Origin of the sequence: Melghirimyces algeriensis, assembly GCF_900182565.1 — a bacterium.
In the GTDB taxonomy this organism is placed as follows: domain Bacteria; phylum Bacillota; class Bacilli; order Thermoactinomycetales; family DSM-45169; genus Melghirimyces; species Melghirimyces algeriensis.
In genome coordinates, this window is the sequence record NZ_FXTI01000016.1 from 12,801 (window position 1) to 32,416 (window position 19,616).

A 19,616-nucleotide genomic window follows, 5' to 3' on the forward strand; every position below is an offset into this window, starting at 1 on the left:
AACTCCCTCCTTTTCAATCATGTTTGTTCAGGATGAAACATTCTCCTCATGGCGGTGATCCATCACATGAATGGGATGACCGTAAGCATCCGTCAAAATGCGTTCTTTCTCCCTTGAAAAATCCTCCCCGTTTCCGTGGAAAAACAACCTTCGGTTTAAGCAAGCAATCCGATCCACATAAGCGGTTACGGCTCCAATATCATGGGTAACCAATAACAGGGACAAACCCTTCTGTCGATGAAGATGAACCAGCAGCTTGTAAAATTCTTCAGCAGAATGAGCATCCACACCTACAGTGGGTTCGTCAAGGATGAGGAGTTCTGGGTCACTCACCAATGCACGAGCAATAAATACACGTTGTTGTTGTCCTCCCGACAGACGACCAATATTCCGATCAGCAAAATCGTTGAGTCCCACTTGTTCGATCGCTTGATTCACCCGCTCCCAATGTTGCTGTTTCATTCGGCGGAAAAGTCCAAGCTTTCCATAAAGGCCGGAAGCAACCACTTCCCGAACAGTGGCGGGAAAGTCTTGATTAAAACTGTTGGCTTTCTGAGAAACATAACCAATCCTTGACCCTTCCCGAAATTGACGGGGTTCTGAACCGAACAGGAAAATATTTCCGGAATCGGGGTGAAGAGATCCGAGAACCAATTTCAAAAGCGTGGATTTCCCCGAACCGTTTGGCCCGACCAAAGCAAGAAATTCCCCGGCTCGCAACGTAAGGTGAATGTGTTCCAATACGGTTTGGTTCTCGTAGGAAAAAGAGACGTCTTCCATTCTCAACACCGGTTTTGTCATATGAAAATCCCCACTGTCGGGGAGTTCCTCCTTTACACAGATTTCGATTTCTCTCATTATAAAGCGTAACCTACCATTTTGTAAATCGTAATAATTACGTTTTGTCTGATTCCATAAAAAAGCGGGGATTCATCCCCTCTGGTTTTATCATTGTTGCTCCGCTGTTTTCAACTTTCTTTGCTTCAATCGTTGAGGCAATTCACGCCACATCCATTCTGCCAGCAATTTCAACAACCAAGCTCCCACACCAAATCCAATCAATATTTTGGCCTGTTCCATCATGACGGATAAATCCCCTGTGGAGATAACCGCACGCAATCCCTCAATGGAATAGGTCATGGGCAAGAACGGACTGACTCCTTGGAAAAAGGAGGGTAACAGTTCCACCGGATAGGTGCCGGAACTGGATGTCAGCTGAAACATCAATGTCAGGATGGACAGGAAACGCCCCGGATCTTTAAAGGCCGCAACGAGGAAGTGGTTAATCGATATAAACACCACGGCGATCAACACTGTAAATGCGTAAAGCCAAAGGGTTTCTTTCGCTTCAATCCCCACGACATGAAGCAGCATCCAGACGAGCAGCAATCCCTGAATCACACCGATCAGAGCCACGGACAGGCCGGAATAGGGGCGATAATCGTCAAGTAGCGGTCTCTTCATATCCAAAACGGTAAACAGGAGCATCGCTCCAACCCAAAGTGATAGGGAGATAAAGTAGGGTGCAAATCCAGTCGCATAATTGGGCACCTCATTCAGTTTATCTTCATCCACCTCAACGGGATTGGACATCTGATCCGCTTTATTCTCCTTGCCATTCAAGGCTTCCCGTGCCTCATCGACTCCATCCGCCAGTTTCTCTGTCAATGTACTTTGTCCGTCGGAGATCTGGTTTAATGCGGAGGCCAATCGATCCAGCCCACTGCTTAGTTGGTCAAGCTTCGTTGCCACCAGGGAGGCTCCGGAATAAAGTTTTCCGGTTGCATCTTCCAGTTGATTCATACCGGCTTCCACTTTTTTGATTCCTGCAACTACCTGGGATTGCCCATTATACAATTGATCAAATGAATTCTGTATCTTGTTCAAGTCTTGTTCCAGACGAGAAGCCCGATCCAGAACGGTTTCCGCCTTGCCTAAGATCCTTTCCACCCGTTCCTTCAAGTCGCTGTGATTGCTTTGTTCTTCATTTAAAATCTCTTTGACACGCATGGCTTGCGGATCATCAGCTAGTTCCGGATTGTTCTTTAACACCTGCTCATAGGATTGAAGCGCTTCGTTGTTTTTGGCATTCAGATCTTGAACAATCTTTTTCAGTTGACTGATATCTTCCTTCAGTTGACGGGCTTTTTCAGAAACGACAGCAACCCCTCGATCCAGTTTTGGGTTGTGAATCAGTTGATTGAAGGTACCAATTCCTTCTTGAACCTTTTCTGCACCATTTCTCAACTTTGGCAAATCCTTGTTGCTTGATTGGATCTGGGAGTGCATTTGGCCGAGGCCGTTTGCCACTTTTTTGGCCCCCGCCGTCAATTTTGTCGCTCCATTTTCCATCAGGCCCGTTTTCTCTTCCGCTTTTCCGGTCGCTCCAGCCAGCTTGGACGAACCATCCTTGGCTTTAATCAATTGAGCAACGGATTGATCCATTTTGTCAAACAACACTTCTGCATAGGCATGAATCATATTCTCCTCGATGCTATCCTGCAATCCTTGAATCATGCGCTTTCCAATTTGAGAGGTGAGATAACTTGACCCCTCATTGGCATAATACTTTATTTCCCCTTTCAACGGTTCCGGATCTTTCACACTGATTGCCCGTTCTGAAAAGTCTTTCGGAATCAAAACAGCGAGTCGGTATTTTCCTTTTTTTACGCCTTTCTCCATCTCTTCCCGATCCACAAAGGTCCAGCCGAACTGGTCATCCTCCTTCAGCCGATCGACCAGCTCCTTACCCACGTTTACATTTTTCTCTTTGTATGATACTCCCTCATCTTCATTCACAACGGCAACCGACAGATTTTCCATCTCTCCATAGGGGTCAAAAAATGCTGAGAGATAAATTCCACTATATAGCAAGGGAATACATATAATACCTAATAAAATCACAATCATACGACGTTCTTTCCACATATCATTTAAAGCGAGAGTACGTTCTCTCCGCTTGCGCCACCACATCATCACAAATCCTCCTCAATAAACTGACTGGTCAGTTCAATACTAATTATATAATGGGTATGCCATTTTGAAAAGGTTTATTCTTGATACCCTGAAATCACCACACCTTGATACACCATCTGTTCTATGCTATCCACCATTTGACTGATTCGTTCCTCAGATATCGATTGCGTCTGTGGATCACGGAATACTTCCTGAAGAACCAACACACTGACCGCACCAAATATAGAAAAAGAGGTATCCGACTCGTTGGAGGGATAAAAACGTTCCTGAGAGATCCCTCGATGGATCACCCGTTCGATAATATCGACCAGTTCACGAATACGTGCGCGAAACTCCCATTGTCTCTCTACCGATCCCCACGCTTCACTGATCAGCAGTTTGGCAAAGGTTCCGTTCTGAACCAGGTAGGTTACCATCATTTCCAGTAAATTGCGCAATTGTTTGACAGGATCATCCGTATCACTCATGCACCGGTTCAGCATCTCCTTGATTTTCTCCATTCGATTGTTCATTAAGGCGACAAACAGCTCTTCCTTGCTTTTAAAATGATAATAGATCGTTCCTTTGGCCACTCCAGCATGACGGGCGATTTCGTCCATTTTTGACCGCTCAAACCCGTGTTGGGCAAAAATTTCTACAGCTGCCTGAAATATTTGTTCCGTCTTTTCCTGGCTCATCTGTTGTCCTCCATTCCATCCAAAATAGAAATGCCTCCCTTGGAAAAAAGGAAGGCAGCCGACGTTTCTCTGGTACGCCCGAGAGGAATCGAACCTCCGACACGCGGTTTAGGAAACCGCTGCTCTATCCACTGAGCTACGGGCGTATAATCTCATTATACATCTTAGCATGGTTGATAACGGATAATCAACCCTGAGAAAAGGAAGAGCCGCCCTTTATTTGGCGGCTGGAAACCTGCTGAAAACGTGTACCTTTCCGCATTTTCTCCCACAAAAGGCAATGAACCTGTCCAATGCCAACCAACGATTGAGACCTGCAACAGCTCTTCAGCTTGCTGAATCGATTCCCTTCCCAGAAATGTTTATCGGGAATTCCTCCTTTTGCTATACCGTTTTTTTCGATACCAACCGTTCCACTTGTTCATCATTTGAGGCAGTTCAAGGAGAAGCCTCAAAAAGGAAACCGTTGCAACCAGCAGTTGAACCCACTTTTCCATGAAACCCCCCCTTTAAGTGGGATGGGCTCCTGTCCTTATACAGCATTATAGAACATATGTTCTATAATGGATAGTCATTCGACAAAAGTTTTGATAAATTTTATGCAATCGAAAAACCTTTGCCGATTTAATTGGCAAAGGTTTTTCGCAAAATGAAGCCAATTTTATTTAATTTGCACTTGGTATTCCCGCATCCACAAATCCAGTTGGATAATAAACGCAAAAAATTGGGGTACATTCATCAATTGACCAAACCATGGAAAGTGCTCCTCGGTCAAATCCCTTTTCGTGAACTGCCGCAAGGCATCTTTATTCAAGAGATCCAGTGCCGGAGAGGTTCCCTTGTTTAATATGTCCACCACCCTGTCCTGAACCTGTCGGAGATAAAGCGGATGATGCGTCTTGGGATAGGGGCTTTTTTTCCGCCACAGAACATCGTCAGGCAACATTCCATGCATCGCTTTGCGCAACAGTCCCTTTTCACGCCCATCCGCCTGTTTTAAAGACCAGGGTACATTCCAGAGATAATCCACGAGATGGTGATCACAGAAGGGGACACGCACTTCCAATCCCACAGCCATACTCATCCGGTCTTTCCGATCAAGCAGTGTCGGCATCCACCGGGTGAGACTCAGATAAAAAATCTCCCGCATTCGTTCTTCCCCAGAACTCTCTCCCTGAAGACGAGGAACTTCATTCAGCGCTTCCTGATAGCGATCCGCAACATACTCCAAGGGACGAATATGATTAATCACATCGGGAGAGAGGAAACGGACTTTTTCCTCTGTAAAACGAGCCCACGGAAATGTATTCGCATTGATTAACTCCGGACGCTGAAACCAGGGATACCCGCCAAAGACTTCATCTGCGCATTCACCTGACAATACGACGGTCGCTTCTTTTTTAATCTCACGACAAAACAGATACAAGGAAGCATCCACATCCGCCATACCGGGCAAATCTCTTGCATACAGAGCCTCCTTCAATGCCGGTACCAAGTCAAAGGAATCAATCAGAATATGATGATGCTCCGATCCAATATACTCAGCCATCCTTTTTACCCATGGAGCATCGGCATTCGGTTGAAACTCATTCGTTTTAAAATAGCGATCGTTATCCACATAATCCACGGAAAACGTATTTAACGTTTTCATGCCTTTTTCCTGAAAGTAACGCGCCGTACAGGCGGAAATGGAACTGGAGTCCAATCCACCCGATAACATCGTTCCAACCGGTACATCAGAAACCAGCTGGCGACGAACGGCATCCGTAAACAATTCCCGTACCCGTTTTACCGTCCGATCCATGTCCTCTTCATGCGGGTGACTCTTTAACGACCAGTAAGCCTGGCACTGAAGGTGATCCCGTTTCGCTCTCAACCAAGTACCCGGCAGGAGCTCCTTGACTCCTTGAAACACACCATGCCCCGGTGTACGGGCAGGCCCCATCACCAACACTTCCGCCAATCCTTCTGCATCCAGCTTGGGAGTCACATCCGGATGAGCCAGCAACGCTTTTAATTCGGATGCAAACAGCATCCGCCCCTCTTGTATCTTGTAAAAGAGCGGTTTGACCCCAATTCGGTCCCGGGCCATAAACAGACTTTCCTCCATCTCATCCCAAATGGCAAAAGCGAAAATTCCGTTTAAGTGTTTTGGGGCCTCCACTCCCCACTCTGCATAAGCAGCCACAATCAACTCCGTATCCGAACGACTCTGTAATCTATGGCCACGGGATTTCAGTTCACCGGCCAACTCATCCATATTGTACAATTCACCGTTATAGGTGATGATCAGATTTCTGTTTCCATATCGTCGCACCATCGGCTGGGAACCGCCTTCCGGATCGATGACAATCAGCCGTTGGTGACAAAGACCGGCTCGTTGGGAAAGCCACATTCCCTGTGCATCCGGACCTCTGCAAACCAACTGTCGATTCATGCGTTCCAGTGTCTCCCGCTCCCGGCTCAAATCCTGCTCCCAGTCAATCCAACCGGTTATACCGCACATGGTCAACTCCCTCCCAGACGGAGATGGTGAATGCGCAATCAGAATAAACCACCTTTATTCGGTGGTTTGATGCCCAATACATCATATGTGGGAGAAGAAAAGAGGTGCGAGATAGAAACTATCTTTTTATGTGGGGTTTCAAATCTTCTTTCGGATCTGATTTCCTCAATGGTCAGAAAAACCGGGCAGGGGTGAACCCACCTAGTTTTTCTTCTTCTGTATAAGTCTTAGTCTAGTCTATCATTCCTCTGCATGGTAAAATATTCATAGGCAAGGGAGAATGGAAAAGCCTCACCGCCTGGGCCGAGTTTACGGCAAAGGGGGTGAGGCGTATGGAATGGCTACAAGCTATTGCGGCGATCATCGTCGCACTTGTTGCTATTGCCCGCCTCTTTCTGGATTGGCGCGAAAAGCGTCACCGGAAGATGCGGCGCTGAACCGCTGTAAGTAGGGTCGTAATTTAAATGCCATAAGTAAAGCACCACCTTTACTTATGGCTACAGGCCCACGGTGGGGCAGTCCTACACTATTCTCTCTTGCCTTTATTATACACGTTTCGTTTGAGGATATTCAACAAGCAACGTGTGAGAATATCATATACAGTTCATATGCCAAAATTCCGTCGCCCCGGTCATGTAAAGATTCACTGGAGCAATATAAAAGAGAAGGAAAGAATCTCATAATAAGCAGACTTGTTCCGCCTTTTTAAATTATAAATTTATTTGGACTACAATGCCTATAGCAGCGACTATATCTTCAACCTGATCTTCGGACAAAACCCCTCTCTGCTCTTCAAAACGATCTACCGATAATGACTTAACTTGAAACGCATCCGCACCAGAGAGCTTATCCAATCCATTTTTAGCATTAGGTTCGAGCTGTACAAACCATGGCACCCCTTCGTAAGATGGCTTCCATTCAGTTATGGGAACAACGACTTTTAAAGGTAACCTACCGATATAATCAGCGCTTACAATAACACAGGGGCGGATTTTTTTCATTTCCGCCCCTTTCGATGGGCTCAGATTTACATTCCAAACCTGGCCTCTACTCATTTTACTCATACAAATCCTCCAAAGCAGCACCCTCAAAAGCCGTTAGTTCCTCATTTTCCGCATATTGCTTAACTAAATCTGATGAAGGCTCTGAGAGCTGCATAGTCTCAGCATCAAACAGAGATTGCGGGGTTTTGTTTAATAGTGTAGCAGCAAAAGACGGAGTTACAAGTTTTTCAGCTAGCGCTCGGTGTACAAGTTGATCGAGTCTGTACGGTTTTTCTGGGGCCACATGCTCTGGTTCCTCTGAACGCCATCCTCGGGCGCTAAGACGCCTAAATAGTGACGTATAAGTTGATTTGTCGATGATTTTTAGATCATAGGCACGGCGAATCCAAAGTTGGATGCTGACACCATACTTTCGTTTAAGGAGTCGCAGTTCATTGAAACTCAGATTTGATCTTTTTTTGCCTAGTTCAGCGTAAACCGCTTCATCCGGAACCAGAAATGCACCAGCAAAACGGTGGGCAGCTTTTTCGATGTCCACATCTGGGGATTCATCGTGAACAAGGTGCCCCAGTTCATGGGCTAAGTTAAAGCGCTGACGATCCCCTGGAACATTTACGTTAAATGCAATAACAGGAACTTGGGCATCGTTTTTAACCCAGCATGAAAACCCATCGAATCCTTTAGGGCCTTCAATAGCTATTACTTTTACACCACTTTTTTCAAGTCGACCGCATAAATCATCAATCGGGTCTGTCCCAAGCTTCCATTTTTCCCGCAATTCATTAGCAGCCAGTTCTGCATCCTTAACGCTGTTAATTCGGATTTGTGGCAAGACCTCTTTTAGCGACAATTCATCTGGAAAAAGATCATCGACCATTAAATAACGTTCAACCGTTTCAAGAATTTTTGCCTCAATTGTCTCCTGTAAGCGTTTCCCTATCTTAGAATGCTTCCGGTATGCGGGAGCAATTGTATCCACTTTGACTTCTCGAAAGAAAAACTCGACACCAACAGACAAGGATTTAGCAAGACGTAAAAGGGTGCTTTGACGAGGAGCGGTCTCTCCTTTTTCAAATTTTGAAACGGCTGTTTTAGACACTCCAACCTGATTCGCCAGCTCTTGCATAGTTAGTCCCGCTCTAACCCTGGCTAGCCTAATTCTTGAACCAATATTCATATTGGTCACCCCTTTTGTTTACATTCTATGCTTTCTTTTGCACTTTGTAAACCATAAGTTTACCTATAAGATTGCCAATGAGATCCTGTTTCAACCACCGGTACGGTTCTCCATGATCAGGTTGTGAGGCCCAATATACAAAAAGAAGCCGCCCAAACATTGGACGACTTCCTTTTTTCATTGGCAGAGAGGGTGGGATTCGAACCCACGGTACCCGCGAAGGTACGGCGGTTTTCAAGACCGCTGCCTTCAACCACTCGGCCACCTCTCCATAGCGTACAGTTCTACATTATATTTCTTGTCCTCGCTTTTGTCAATAGGAAATCACTGGATGAAAAACAATAAAAACATCGAAGGGTGTGAGAAGTGCCCCTCCGATGTTTTGAATCATTTTTCAATTTTTTTCAATCCACCCATGTAGGGTTGCAATGCTTCCGGAATCCGGATGCTTCCGTCCGCCTCTTGATAATTCTCCATAATGGCTGCTACCGTACGCCCCACTGCGAGACCGGAACCATTTAGGGTATGGACAAATTCCGGTTTGGCACCGGCTTCCCGTCGAAATCGGATGTTGGCCCTCCGAGCTTGATATTCTTCAAAGTTACTGCAGGAAGAGATCTCCCGGTATGTATCAGAGCTGGGCAACCATACCTCCAGGTCATATTTCTTGGCGGCAGTAAAACCGAGATCAGCCGTACACATCAGCACCACTCGGTAAGGAAGGTTTAATAATTGAAGAACCTTCTCCGCATGTTGCACCAAATGTTCCAATGCCTCATAGGATTCCTCCGGTTTAACCAGTTTCACCAATTCCACTTTGTTAAACTGATGATTCCGGATCAAACCTCTTGTATCCCTTCCTGCGGAACCGGCTTCCGAACGGAAATTGGAACTGAAAGCAACAACCTTTACGGGAAGTTCCTGTCCATTTAAGATCTCTCCCCGGTGGTAATTGGTGACAGGAACTTCCGCTGTCGGGATCAGGTAATAATCAGTCTCTGCCACCTGAAATGAATCCTCTGCAAACTTGGGCAATTGTCCCGTTCCCGTCATACTGTCCCGATTCACCATGTAGGGCGGGATCATCTCGGTATAACCATGTTCTTCAGTGTGCAGATCCAGCATAAAATTGATCAATGCCCGTTCTAGACGGGCTCCAATTCCCTTGTAGAACACAAAGCGGGAACCGGTTACCTTGCTTGCACGTTCAAAGTCGAGAATACCCAGTTCTGTCGCCAGCTCCCAATGAGGTTTGAACGGAAAAGCAAAATCGGGAAGATCACCCCAATGACGTACCGGTTGATTATCCTCTTCACTCTCCCCGATGGGAACGCTCTCATGAGGAATATTGGGGATCGTCAGCAAAACATGTTGCAATTGGTCTTCCACGTTGCGAACTTCCTGGTCCAATTCCTTGATCCGGTCCCCTACACGGCGCATTTCTTGAATGGTTTCTGTTGCATCTTCACCCGATTTTTTCTTTTGAGCAATGGCTTTTGAAACCACATTCCGCTGATTTTTCAGTTGCTCCACCTCTTGAAGCAACGTCCGGCGACGCTCATCCAGTTGGATAATGGAATCCAACCCGCTCACATCTTCTCCTCTGTGTGCCAATCTTTGCCGAATGGAGGGCATCTCTTGTCTCAACAATTTCAGATCCAACATAAACCTCACTCCCTTCAAAAAAATAGAAACCTCCATCCCCCAAGGGACGGAAGCTCCGCGATACCACCCTGATTGGTCGGAATGTATGTTTCCAACCCACTCTATGACGGGATAACGGTCCGCCTTCCCCGGTTGCGCTTCGTACGGAAACCCGATTTACACGCACAGCTCCAAGAGGGATTCCCCGTTTTGGCGGGACGGTTCACACCCACCACCGTCTCTCTGAAACCGCTTAAAAACGAGTACTGATTCTTATCATTGCCTGTATGCTTATCCATTTAATCAAATGGTGGTCATCTTCATGGAATCCTGAACCATCGTTACAAATAAAGAATGAAGCCGATGATCCTCTGTCAATTCCGGATGAAACGCAGCCCCCAGGAGGTGCCCTTGACGGACAACCACAATCCGGTCATCGACAGAACTTAACACTTCCACTCCAGGTCCCACATCTGTAACGGAGGGGGCTCGAATGAAAACCGCTTCATAATCATCCGCCACACCGGAAATATCCAACGCTGTCTCAAAACTTTCCCGTTGTCTTCCAAAAGCATTTCGACGAACGGTAATGTCCAACAAACCCAAATGACAGGAACTAACTCCTTCAATTCGACGTGCCAACATAATCAATCCGGCACAGGTTCCAAAAAGTGGCTTCCCTGCCAACCCCATCTGTTTAATCGGTTCAGTCAACTTGTACTGATGCATCAGTTTACTGATGGTTGTTGATTCACCACCGGGAATCACCAATCCATCCAATGTTTCCAATTCATGCGGATGTTTAACGGACAGAGCTTCCGCTCCTGACTTTTCCAACATCCTTACATGTTCCTCTACCGCGCCCTGCAAGGCGAGAACACCGATCTTCATGGCAATCCCTCCCGGACTCCCTTTACCAGCCGCGCTCCTGCATGCGGTCAGCCTGTTCCAACGCAGAGATTTCAATTCCTGGCATCGCGCTGCCTAGGTTTTTGGATAGTTCAACGATCCGGCTGAAGTCCTCATAATGTGTCGTCGCTTCCACAATCGCTCGCGCAAATTTGGCCGGTTGTTCCGATTTAAAAATACCGGAGCCGACAAAAACGCCATCGCTGCCCAAATGCATCATCAATGCAGCATCTGCCGGAGTTGCTACTCCACCAGCCGCAAAGTTGACCACGGGCAAGCGTCCCTTTTCGTGAATCTCCAACAGGAGTTCAAAAGGGGCACCGATGTTTTTGGCTTCTGCCATCAGTTCATCCCGTGACATATTTTGTACTTTGCGGATTTCCGCCATCATTTGACGCATATGTTTGACAGCTTCCACAATGTTTCCCGTTCCGGGCTCCCCTTTGGTCCGAATCATGGAAGCTCCTTCACCGATTCTCCGGAGTGCTTCCCCCAAATTGCGTGCTCCACATACAAAAGGAACCGTAAAAGTGCTTTTGTCAATATGATATTTATCGTCTGCTGGGGTCAACACTTCACTTTCATCGATATAATCGACTCCCATCGCTTCCAGAAGACGGGCTTCCACAAAATGACCGATTCGCGCTTTGGCCATCACAGGAATCGTTACTGCATTCATCACTTCTTCAACCACCCGCGGGTCGGCCATACGAGCTACGCCGCCAGCCGCACGAATATCGGCAGGAACGCGTTCCAATGCCATGACAGCCACCGCACCTGCATCTTCCGCAATTTTAGCTTGCTCAGCATTGACGACATCCATAATGACGCCGCCCTTCTGCATCTGTGCCATTCCTCGTTTTACACGCTCTGTTCCAGTGGCAAATCTACCGCTTTGATCCGTCATTCATTCTTCCTCCCAATCTCCCGGAATCCGGTTTCATTAAGATTCATTGTAACGAAACGCCCGCCTGTTGACAATACAACCCCTCAGTCAATCATATAAACCAATCAGCCAGTATCCCAAGCAATTGAGTAAACCACCCGGCTTTTTCCACATCCTCCTTTACCACGATACGAGCGGGTTTGACTCCAGGGATCTTTTCTCCATCATACAGGATTCGGGCCTTTCCAACCACCGTTCCGGCCTGAACCGGGGCTTCCAATTCATACTTCAACTCTACTTGTACGGAATAACGGTTCTCCTCCCCATCTTTTACGAGAATCCTCCGAGTGTCCGCCGACACGACGGGTACTTTCCTCTCGCTCCCATTTTGCACTTGGATATAAAGGTCTTCAGAAATCTCTTTCCCTTTTTTTAGTTTGGGTTTCATCTGATATTCTTCATACGCATAGTCCAAAAGCTTTTTTGTTTCCGTAAACCGCCGATTTTTGGAGGGGGTTCCCATCACTACCGTAATCAAGCGCATTCCTTTCCTTTTCGCTGTACCGACAAAATTGTAACCGGCCTTGGAAGTAAATCCGGTCTTGACTCCGTCCACCCCTTTGTAAAAATGCGGGAGACCGGGAAGCATCGTGTTTCGGTTGATCACGGTATGTTTTTTATTCCCTTTCTGAAAGGTGTATGTAGGAAGGGAAATGATTTTATTCACCTCAGGATGTTTTTGGAGCATGTGACGGGTCAACCGGGCAATATCCAATGATGACATGCGAAGTTTGCCATCGACCTCCGGAGGATCCGGATAACTGTGTCTCGGTAGCCCTGTAGCATTGGTAAAATGGGTATTCTTCAGACCCAGGCGTTCCGCTTCCCGATTCATTTTTTTCACAAATGCTGTTTCACTGCCTGCCACATGTTCAGCCAGAGCCACAGTGGCATCATTCGCGGAATAAACAGCCATCACCGTAAAGAGTTCTTTAACGGTATGGGTTTCACCCGCTTTGAGATATACCTGGGATTCTCCGATGGAGGCTGCACGATGGGAGACATTTACCGGATCATCCCAATCCAGTTTCCCCGCTTTCATTTCCTTGAGTACAACATATTCCGTCATGATCTTCGTCAGACTTGCCGGTGGATAAGCGTGATTTTCTTTCAATCCGTTTAGGATTCTGCCCGTTTCCATTTCCATCAGGACATAGGAACGAGCGTTTAAAGGTTGGGGTAACTCAGCATATGTATTCTGAGCTTCAACGGCTGGTCGGGCAGGTAAAATAAACAGCAGACAACAAAAGAGAATGAAGAGTATTTTCTTTTTACCGACCACCTAGTATGCCACTCCGTTTCATGAAGATATAGGATATACCACAAAGGCAGCCAAATGATGCCATTTCACATCTCCCATCATACCGGAAGAGAAACCAGAAGAAAATGGATAACAATATTTTTTCCAAAAATAAAACACAGGGAGTATTCCCTGTGTGAGGTTCATGACAAAGTGGGGGAGAGGGGATTTCCGTCTCCGCATCTCTTTCCTCCAGCAAAGAAGTGGAAGGAGTCCGCTTCACCCCCTCCGGTCGCAACCAGCGGACAAAATATCCGCTAAGCGGTTGGAACTTCCAGGGGTTCCGCTGGGTCGTCGGAAAAAGGATGCTCCACCGGATATCCCCTTCTTATTATTTTTGTCAGCAGTCTCTTCCCTGTGTTTTGGTCAGATAACAGCCAATCAGAGGTTATAATTGGGAGCCTCTTTTGTAATCTGGATATCGTGCGGATGGCTTTCTGCGAGGGAGGCATTTGTAATCCGGATAAAACGGGAACTTTCTTTGAGAACGTGGATATTTTCCGTACCACAATATCCCATTCCCGCCCGAAGGCCTCCCAGAAGCTGGTGAACGGTATCCGCCAATGGTCCCTTGTAGGGAACGCGTCCCTCAATGCCTTCAGGAACCAGTTTTTGCTGGTTTTCCTGGAAGTAACGGTCTTTACTTCCTGCTTTCATCGCTCCCATCGATCCCATTCCACGATATACCTTAAACTGACGTCCCTGGTAAATTTCCGTTTCCCCTGGGGATTCTTCCGTACCTGCGAAGATACTGCCCAACATCACCGCATCCGCTCCGGCCGCCAGAGCTTTTACAATATCTCCGGAGAAGCGGATTCCGCCATCGGCAATAATGGGTACTTGATATTGACGAGCCACGGTGGCACAATCATAAATCGCTGTAATCTGAGGAACACCGATTCCGGCCACCACACGTGTCGTACAGATGGAACCGGGACCGATTCCCACTTTCACCACACTGGCTCCTGCTTCAATGAGATCCTTTGTCCCCTCCCCTGTAGCCACATTACCGGCAATAATGGTGAGGTCGGGATACTCCTTGCGAAGTTTGGCCACTGCTTTCAATACACCTTCAGAGTGGCCATGCGCCGTGTCCACCACAAGTATGTCCACTTCCGCTTCCACCAAGGCAGCGGCCCGTTGCATGGTATCAGAAGACACCCCGATCGCCGCACCAACCAGAAGACGACCCTGATGATCTTTGGCGGCATTTGGAAACATCGTTGCCTTTTCAATGTCCTTGATGGTAATCAGACCCTTTAAAACACCATCGTCATCCACCAGTGGCAACTTTTCTATTTTGTGCTTCTGAAGAATCTCCTCCGCATCACGCAGAGTCGTCCCCACAGGAGCTGTAACCAGATGATCGCGGGTCATTACCTCGGAAATCGAAATCGAATAATCCCTTATAAAGCGCAAATCCCGATTGGTGATAATCCCTACCAATTTTTTTTCCCGATCAACAATAGGGACACCGGAAATGCGAAATTTGGCCATTAGGCTTTCCGCATCATAAACTTTATCTTCTGCATAAAGATAGAACGGTTTGGTGATTACACCGCTTTCCGAGCGTTTCACCCGGTCCACTTCCTCGGCTTGTTCAGCAATTTCCATGTTTTTATGGATAATGCCGATCCCGCCTTGCCGGGCCATGGCAATCGCCATGGGTCCTTCAGTCACTGTATCCATTCCGGCACTGATCAATGGAGCATTCAGCTGAATCGTCTCTCCCAAACGCGTGGTGACGTCCACATCTTTTGGAAGTACCTTTGATTTGGCAGGCAACAGCAAGACGTCATCAAAAGTGAGGCCTTCTTTGGCAAACTTTGTTTCCCACATTTAAATTCCGTCCCCTTTTTAATAAATCCCTGTTATAGTTTTTGCAATCTTAACAGACGGCAAAATCCCTGTCAAGTTGCGATTTGACAAGGGTTTAGAGGCACGTCATGTTCCGAAAACAATATATTTTCAAATAGAACAAATACACATTAAAAATAAGTTATCCACAATCCCAGTAAGTTATCCACAGGTTATCCACAGTTTTTTGTCATCTGGTCATAAACTGAAGGAATCTCAGACAGAATAAGCCTATCCAATCTTTTGTGGAAAGCGGGTCCGACATGAATTCTTCGATTCGGCGCATTCCCTGCGATTCACCCACAACAAAAATGTGGAATCTCTTTTTGCTTTTGGAGAATGAATCCACTGTGCGACCTTTTCTGGAGAAAAAATATCAAAAAATAGGAATCGATCAACCACAAAAAGTTGCATTTTGGACAGCGCCGTCACTGATCTTTTATGTGAAACAGGCAAGGGAGTACTATCGGGCTGCACAAAAGAGCGACTTATTTGTTCGTCCTCTATTGGTTTATTACGGAATGATGACCCTGTCCAAAGCGCTGATGCTGACGCTTGATCCAGAATACCCGAAAAATTCCTCTCTGCTGCGTCACGGTGTCTCCACCCGAAAACGGAAGCGAGAACATTTCCGCTTTTTTACGGATGAGGTGAAGGCACAACGGGAAGGACTTTTTTCAGCATTGGCACAAACGTATGGTTGGAACGAAATCATTGGGGAAAAATGGATCATGCAAGAGATGTTTGCTTTAATCCCTGAAATACAGGATGGCTATCGGCAGCTTTTTTCCAAGGAAACGCTTTATCCCATTGCTCTTCCTGATCTTTCAGCAGATGCAAATGAGGGCATGCCTTTCATTGTGGAAGAACGGATCTTGGATGTTCTTCATCTTACCCCTCAGGCAATGGTGAATCGACTAAACAACTTCCCAGAAACAGAGGTTCAATTTTCCTATGGAGAGAAACCTTTCCTTAAAAACCGTCTCTTGTTATACTGGCATCATCCTTCTGTCCAACATGTGGACCAGTGGAGTCTCGGATTTCATCATCCCATGTTCCGGGAAGATCTTTCCGGAGGGTATTTTCTGTGTCCAAACGTAAGGGATCACACCCGCTGTCTGCCTGAACGATTTGTTCACTATATCCTCTTGTTTGCTCTCAGTATGCTGTGCCGATATGAACCTCCTCTGTGGGGAGAAATCATTTATGGGATGATCTCGGAAGAACGCGTCTTAATTGAGGAATTTCTGCAGGTAACCCAGCGAAAATTTCCCAATTTGATCCTGAATGAACTGTTTGAAGAAAAAATTCTTTTTCAACAGATTTGATCCCGAACAAAATATAAAAAGCTCGCTGACTGAACAGCGAGGCTTTTTACTCACTCTTTTACAACCCCCAGAACAAATCCATCATATCCTTTTGTCCCCACCGTTTGAATGGCCGTTGAATCAATACGTGGCTCTTCCGATAACCAATCAACCATTTGACGAATACCCTGTACACCTAAATCTTCACTGTTATCATCGATGACATGTCCTTTGCGTACTACATTATCCACAATAATAACGGCTCCCGGTCTGGAAAGTTTTAATGCCCATTTCACATAGTGAGGGATGTTGGGTTTGTCCGCATCAATAAAAATGAGATCAAAATCGGAAAATCCTTTGGGTTCCAGCGTTGGCAGTGTATCAAGAGCAGCTCCCACAAGGATTTCAACCTTTCCATCCAATCCTGCATTTTTGATATTCTCATGTGCCACTTTTGCGTGTTGATCATTGGATTCAAGCGTGATCAGCTTTCCATCGTTCGGCAATGCACGTGCAAGCCAAATACTGCTGTAACCGCCAAGTGTCCCGATTTCCAAGATGTTTTTTGCGCCTTTCAGTGTGGCAAGTAAATAAAGCAACTTCCCCTGGTTTGGAGAGACATCAATCGCAGGCAAGTTGGCTTCTGCATTTGCTTTTCGCACAGAATCCATGATCGGATCAGAGGCATGAAGATTTGTACTGAAGTAATGGTCGATCTCCGTCCATTTTTCGGATTGGTCCATCCTATTCTCTCCTTCAATCAATAGTCCTTAATCCATTCAACGGACTCCATTTCATTTCCTGCTAACAAAGATACTAAAAAGCTTCGCTGTTCATTCAGCGAAGCTTTTACCGGATTTATTCCTCTGCGTTCTCCTCTTCTTCCTCATCGGTAGGGACGCGGGCCAAAGTGGCCACTTCATCCTCTTTGAGTGAAATGAGCTTCACTCCCTGAGCATAGCGGCTCATACGGGAGATCCCGTCGATGTTCATACGGATGACAACTCCTGAAGTGGTAACAATCATCAGATCTTCATCCGGAGAAACCACTTTCAGACCGACGACTTGACCCTTTGTTTTGGTGACATTCTGTGCTTTGATGCCTTTTCCGCCACGGGACTGGTTTCGGTAGTCGGAAAGCGGAGTCCGTTTGCCGTAACCCTTGCTGGTGACAACCACCACTTCCCGATCCGGGTCTACGACTTCCATTCCAACCACTTCATCATTTTCTCCCAGAGCAATCCCTTTCACTCCGGTGGCCGTGCGACCCATTTTTCGCACATCCGTTTCAGAAAAGCGAATGGACATTCCCCGACGGGTTCCCAGGATGAGCTCCTGTCGCCCATCGGTCAAGCGAACACCTACCAGTTCATCCCCTTCACGAAGGTTAATGGCAAAGAGCCCGTTTCGGCGAATATGGCCGAACTCTTCCAAAGGCGTCTTTTTCACCACACCAAACTTCGTTCCGAAAAAGAGGTAATGATCAGAGGTAAACTCCTTCACCGGGATGATGGCTTCAATATATTCTCCCTGATCAATCTGGATCAGATTGATCACCGGAGTCCCCCGTGCCGTTCGGGAAAGTTCCGGAACTTCATATGCCTTCATCCGGTAAACCTTGCCTTTGTTGGAGAAGAACAGCAAATGGTTGTGGGAATTCGTTACAAACAGGTGTTGAACAAAATCGTTCTCACGGGTACCCATTCCGGAAACTCCCCGGCCTCCCCGACGCTGTGCCCGGTATCCGGAAAGCGGCATACGTTTGATGTATCCCCGATGCGTCATCAAAATCGCCACTTCATCTTGCGGAATCAGATCTTCATCCGCAATATCGCCTTCATCTGCTGTAATTTGTGTCCTTCGTTCGTCACCATATTTTTTCTGGATTTGTTTCAGTTCTTTCCGTACCACGCCCCGGATCTTTTTCTCGCTGTCGAGGATGGCACGCAGATTGGCAATGGTTTTCAAAAGTTCGTTATACTCGGACTCGATTTTTTCCCGTTCCAAACCGGTTAAGCGTTGCAGACGCATATCAAGAATGGCTTGAGCCTGCTTTTCGCTCAATCCGAACCGCTCAATCAGCCCCTCTTTGGCCTCTTGCGTGTTCTGTGAGCCACGGATCAACTCAATAACCTCATCGATATGATCCAGGGCGGTTCTCAAACCTTCCAGAATGTGAGCCCGTTCTTCCGCTTTCCGCAAATCATGCTGGGTCCGGCGACGAATCACTTCTACCTGGTGTTCCAGATAGTGGTGAAGTACCTGTTTCAGGTTGAGCACCAAGGGCTTTCCATCCACCAAAGCCAACATGTTGACACCAAAACTGGTTTGCAGGTTGGTATGCTTGTACAGGTTATTCAGAAGCACTTTGGGATTGACATCCCGGCGTAACTCAATCACGACTCGCATACCGTTCCGGTCCGATTCATCACGTAAATCCGTGATTCCGTCAATTTTCTTGTCGCGAACCAGTTCTGCGATCTTCTCCACCAGTTTTGCCTTGTTGACCTGGAAGGGGAGCTCATCTACCACAATTCGCATTTTGCCGTTGCTGGCTTCCTCAATCCGCGTCTTGGCCTGCATCTTGATACTACCGCGGCCGGTTCGATAAGCTTTTTTAATCCCCTCTCGACCCAGAATCAAGCCAGCGGTGGGGAAATCGGGACCTTTGATATACTCCATCAGCTCATCAATTGTAATATCCGGGTTCTTAATGAGAGCCAACAATCCATCAATCACTTCTGTCAGGTTATGCGGAGGAATATTGGTCGCCATCCCGACAGCAATCCCTGCTGCTCCATTGACCAACAGGTTTGGAAAACGGGAAGGCAACACTACCGGCTCTTCCAGACGACCATCATAGTTGGGAATATAGTCAATGGTCTCTTTTTCGATATCCCGGAGCAATTCCTGTGTAATGGATGCCATCCGTGCTTCCGTATAACGCATCGCCGCCGGGGAATCCCCATCGACCGAACCGAAGTTCCCATGACCATCCACCAGCATATACCGGTAAGAAAAGTCCTGTGCCATGCGAACCATGGTATCATATACGGCCACATCCCCATGAGGGTGGTAAGATGCCAAAACATTCCCGACAACGTTTGCTGACTTTCGGTATCCCTTGTCGGGAGTCATCCCCAATTCGTGCATGGTATAGAGGATGCGTCGGTGTACCGGTTTTAGACCATCCCGGACGTCAGGGAGGGCCCGGCTGACGATGACGCTCATCGCATAATCCAGGAACGAACTGCGCATTTCCTGGCTGATATTAATCTCGTTGATGCGCTGGGTTTCTTCAGACATTCGCTTC

15 protein-coding genes, 2 tRNA genes and 1 other annotated feature are annotated in these 19,616 nt (G+C 46.9%); of the genes, 1 reads left to right on the plus strand and 16 read right to left on the minus strand.

Going from position 1 to position 19,616, the window contains the following annotated elements; genetic code table 11:
• Positions 1 to 27: 27 nt before the first annotated feature.
• The 14 genes from FN782_RS15705 to guaB form a co-directional block, all read right to left on the minus strand.
• A complete protein-coding gene (locus FN782_RS15705; protein WP_142506749.1) occupies positions 28 to 801 on the minus strand; it encodes a metal ABC transporter ATP-binding protein in 774 nt (257 codons plus the stop codon).
• Positions 802 to 948: 147 nt separating this feature from the next.
• Positions 949 to 2,976, minus strand: coding sequence for a YhgE/Pip domain-containing protein (locus tag FN782_RS15710; protein WP_142506750.1), 2,028 nt, complete (start codon positions 2,974 to 2,976; stop codon positions 949 to 951).
• Between the two features lie 74 nt (positions 2,977 to 3,050).
• Positions 3,051 to 3,653: a TetR/AcrR family transcriptional regulator gene (locus tag FN782_RS15715; RefSeq protein WP_142506751.1), complete on the minus strand. Its 603-nt coding sequence runs from the start codon at positions 3,651 to 3,653 to the stop codon at positions 3,051 to 3,053.
• Positions 3,654 to 3,723: 70 nt separating this feature from the next.
• Positions 3,724 to 3,799 (minus strand) — tRNA-Arg (locus FN782_RS15720).
• A 216-nt stretch (positions 3,800 to 4,015) separates the two neighbouring features.
• Positions 4,016 to 4,150, minus strand: a complete 135-nt coding sequence (locus FN782_RS17345; protein ID WP_281285980.1) for a hypothetical protein — start codon at positions 4,148 to 4,150, stop codon at positions 4,016 to 4,018.
• A 164-nt stretch (positions 4,151 to 4,314) separates the two neighbouring features.
• Positions 4,315 to 6,159 carry an asparagine synthase (glutamine-hydrolyzing) gene (gene asnB / locus FN782_RS15725; protein ID WP_142506752.1) on the minus strand — a complete coding sequence of 615 codons (1,845 nt, stop codon included), beginning with the start codon at positions 6,157 to 6,159 and terminating at the stop codon, positions 4,315 to 4,317.
• Positions 6,160 to 6,869: 710 nt separating this feature from the next.
• Complete coding sequence (locus FN782_RS15730; protein WP_221930196.1) at positions 6,870 to 7,223, minus strand: type II toxin-antitoxin system PemK/MazF family toxin; 354 nt, start codon at positions 7,221 to 7,223, stop codon at positions 6,870 to 6,872.
• Complete coding sequence (locus tag FN782_RS15735) at positions 7,216 to 8,340, minus strand: helix-turn-helix domain-containing protein (RefSeq protein ID WP_142506753.1); 1,125 nt, start codon at positions 8,338 to 8,340, stop codon at positions 7,216 to 7,218. The genes FN782_RS15730 and FN782_RS15735 overlap by 8 nt, the downstream gene beginning before the upstream one ends.
• Positions 8,341 to 8,521: 181 nt before the next feature.
• Positions 8,522 to 8,611: transfer RNA gene (locus FN782_RS15740), tRNA-Ser, on the minus strand.
• 116 nt (positions 8,612 to 8,727) lie between these two features.
• Complete coding sequence (serS, locus tag FN782_RS15745; RefSeq protein WP_142506754.1) at positions 8,728 to 10,005, minus strand: serine--tRNA ligase; 1,278 nt, start codon at positions 10,003 to 10,005, stop codon at positions 8,728 to 8,730.
• 39 nt (positions 10,006 to 10,044) lie between these two features.
• Positions 10,045 to 10,273 (minus strand) — a binding site (T-box leader).
• A gap of 14 nt (positions 10,274 to 10,287) precedes the next feature.
• Positions 10,288 to 10,875, minus strand: coding sequence for a pyridoxal 5'-phosphate synthase glutaminase subunit PdxT (pdxT, locus tag FN782_RS15750; protein WP_142506755.1), 588 nt, complete (start codon positions 10,873 to 10,875; stop codon positions 10,288 to 10,290).
• Between the two features lie 22 nt (positions 10,876 to 10,897).
• Complete coding sequence (gene pdxS / locus FN782_RS15755; RefSeq protein WP_142506756.1) at positions 10,898 to 11,800, minus strand: pyridoxal 5'-phosphate synthase lyase subunit PdxS; 903 nt, start codon at positions 11,798 to 11,800, stop codon at positions 10,898 to 10,900.
• 91 nt (positions 11,801 to 11,891) lie between these two features.
• A complete protein-coding gene (locus FN782_RS15760; protein ID WP_142506757.1) occupies positions 11,892 to 13,121 on the minus strand; it encodes a D-alanyl-D-alanine carboxypeptidase family protein in 1,230 nt (409 codons plus the stop codon).
• Positions 13,122 to 13,520: 399 nt separating this feature from the next.
• Positions 13,521 to 14,978 carry an IMP dehydrogenase gene (guaB, locus tag FN782_RS15765; protein WP_142506758.1) on the minus strand — a complete coding sequence of 486 codons (1,458 nt, stop codon included), beginning with the start codon at positions 14,976 to 14,978 and terminating at the stop codon, positions 13,521 to 13,523.
• 281 nt (positions 14,979 to 15,259) lie between these two features.
• Between guaB and FN782_RS15770 the strand changes: the two genes are divergently transcribed.
• A complete protein-coding gene (locus tag FN782_RS15770; RefSeq protein ID WP_142506759.1) occupies positions 15,260 to 16,324 on the plus strand; it encodes a YaaC family protein in 1,065 nt (354 codons plus the stop codon).
• 50 nt (positions 16,325 to 16,374) lie between these two features.
• Here the strand turns inward: FN782_RS15770 and FN782_RS15775 are convergent, their stop codons facing one another.
• Both FN782_RS15775 and gyrA read right to left on the minus strand, forming a co-directional pair.
• Positions 16,375 to 17,046 carry an O-methyltransferase gene (locus FN782_RS15775; protein ID WP_142506760.1) on the minus strand — a complete coding sequence of 224 codons (672 nt, stop codon included), beginning with the start codon at positions 17,044 to 17,046 and terminating at the stop codon, positions 16,375 to 16,377.
• 115 nt (positions 17,047 to 17,161) lie between these two features.
• Positions 17,162 to 19,609 carry a DNA gyrase subunit A gene (gene gyrA / locus FN782_RS15780; RefSeq protein WP_142506761.1) on the minus strand — a complete coding sequence of 816 codons (2,448 nt, stop codon included), beginning with the start codon at positions 19,607 to 19,609 and terminating at the stop codon, positions 17,162 to 17,164.
• Positions 19,610 to 19,616 lie beyond the last annotated feature (7 nt).

Bases quoted from the DNA above. Each gene is read 5' to 3' on its own strand.
- FN782_RS15705 (WP_142506749.1), bottom strand. From the start codon at position 801: ATGACAAAACCGGTGTTGAGAATGGAAGACGTCTCTTTTTCCTACGAG.
- FN782_RS15710 (WP_142506750.1), bottom strand. From the start codon at position 2,976: ATGATGTGGTGGCGCAAGCGGAGAGAACGTACTCTCGCTTTAAATGAT.
- FN782_RS15715 (WP_142506751.1), bottom strand. From the start codon at position 3,653: ATGAGCCAGGAAAAGACGGAACAAATATTTCAGGCAGCTGTAGAAATT.
- FN782_RS17345 (WP_281285980.1), bottom strand. From the start codon at position 4,150: ATGGAAAAGTGGGTTCAACTGCTGGTTGCAACGGTTTCCTTTTTGAGG.
- asnB (WP_142506752.1), bottom strand. From the start codon at position 6,159: ATGTGCGGTATAACCGGTTGGATTGACTGGGAGCAGGATTTGAGCCGG.
- FN782_RS15730 (WP_221930196.1), bottom strand. From the start codon at position 7,223: ATGAGTAAAATGAGTAGAGGCCAGGTTTGGAATGTAAATCTGAGCCCA.
- FN782_RS15735 (WP_142506753.1), bottom strand. From the start codon at position 8,340: ATGAATATTGGTTCAAGAATTAGGCTAGCCAGGGTTAGAGCGGGACTA.
- serS (WP_142506754.1), bottom strand. From the start codon at position 10,005: ATGTTGGATCTGAAATTGTTGAGACAAGAGATGCCCTCCATTCGGCAA.
- pdxT (WP_142506755.1), bottom strand. From the start codon at position 10,875: ATGAAGATCGGTGTTCTCGCCTTGCAGGGCGCGGTAGAGGAACATGTA.
- pdxS (WP_142506756.1), bottom strand. From the start codon at position 11,800: ATGACGGATCAAAGCGGTAGATTTGCCACTGGAACAGAGCGTGTAAAA.
- guaB (WP_142506758.1), bottom strand. From the start codon at position 14,978: ATGTGGGAAACAAAGTTTGCCAAAGAAGGCCTCACTTTTGATGACGTC.
- FN782_RS15770 (WP_142506759.1), top strand. From the start codon at position 15,260: ATGAATTCTTCGATTCGGCGCATTCCCTGCGATTCACCCACAACAAAA.
- FN782_RS15775 (WP_142506760.1), bottom strand. From the start codon at position 17,046: ATGGACCAATCCGAAAAATGGACGGAGATCGACCATTACTTCAGTACA.
- gyrA (WP_142506761.1), bottom strand. From the start codon at position 19,609: ATGTCTGAAGAAACCCAGCGCATCAACGAGATTAATATCAGCCAGGAA.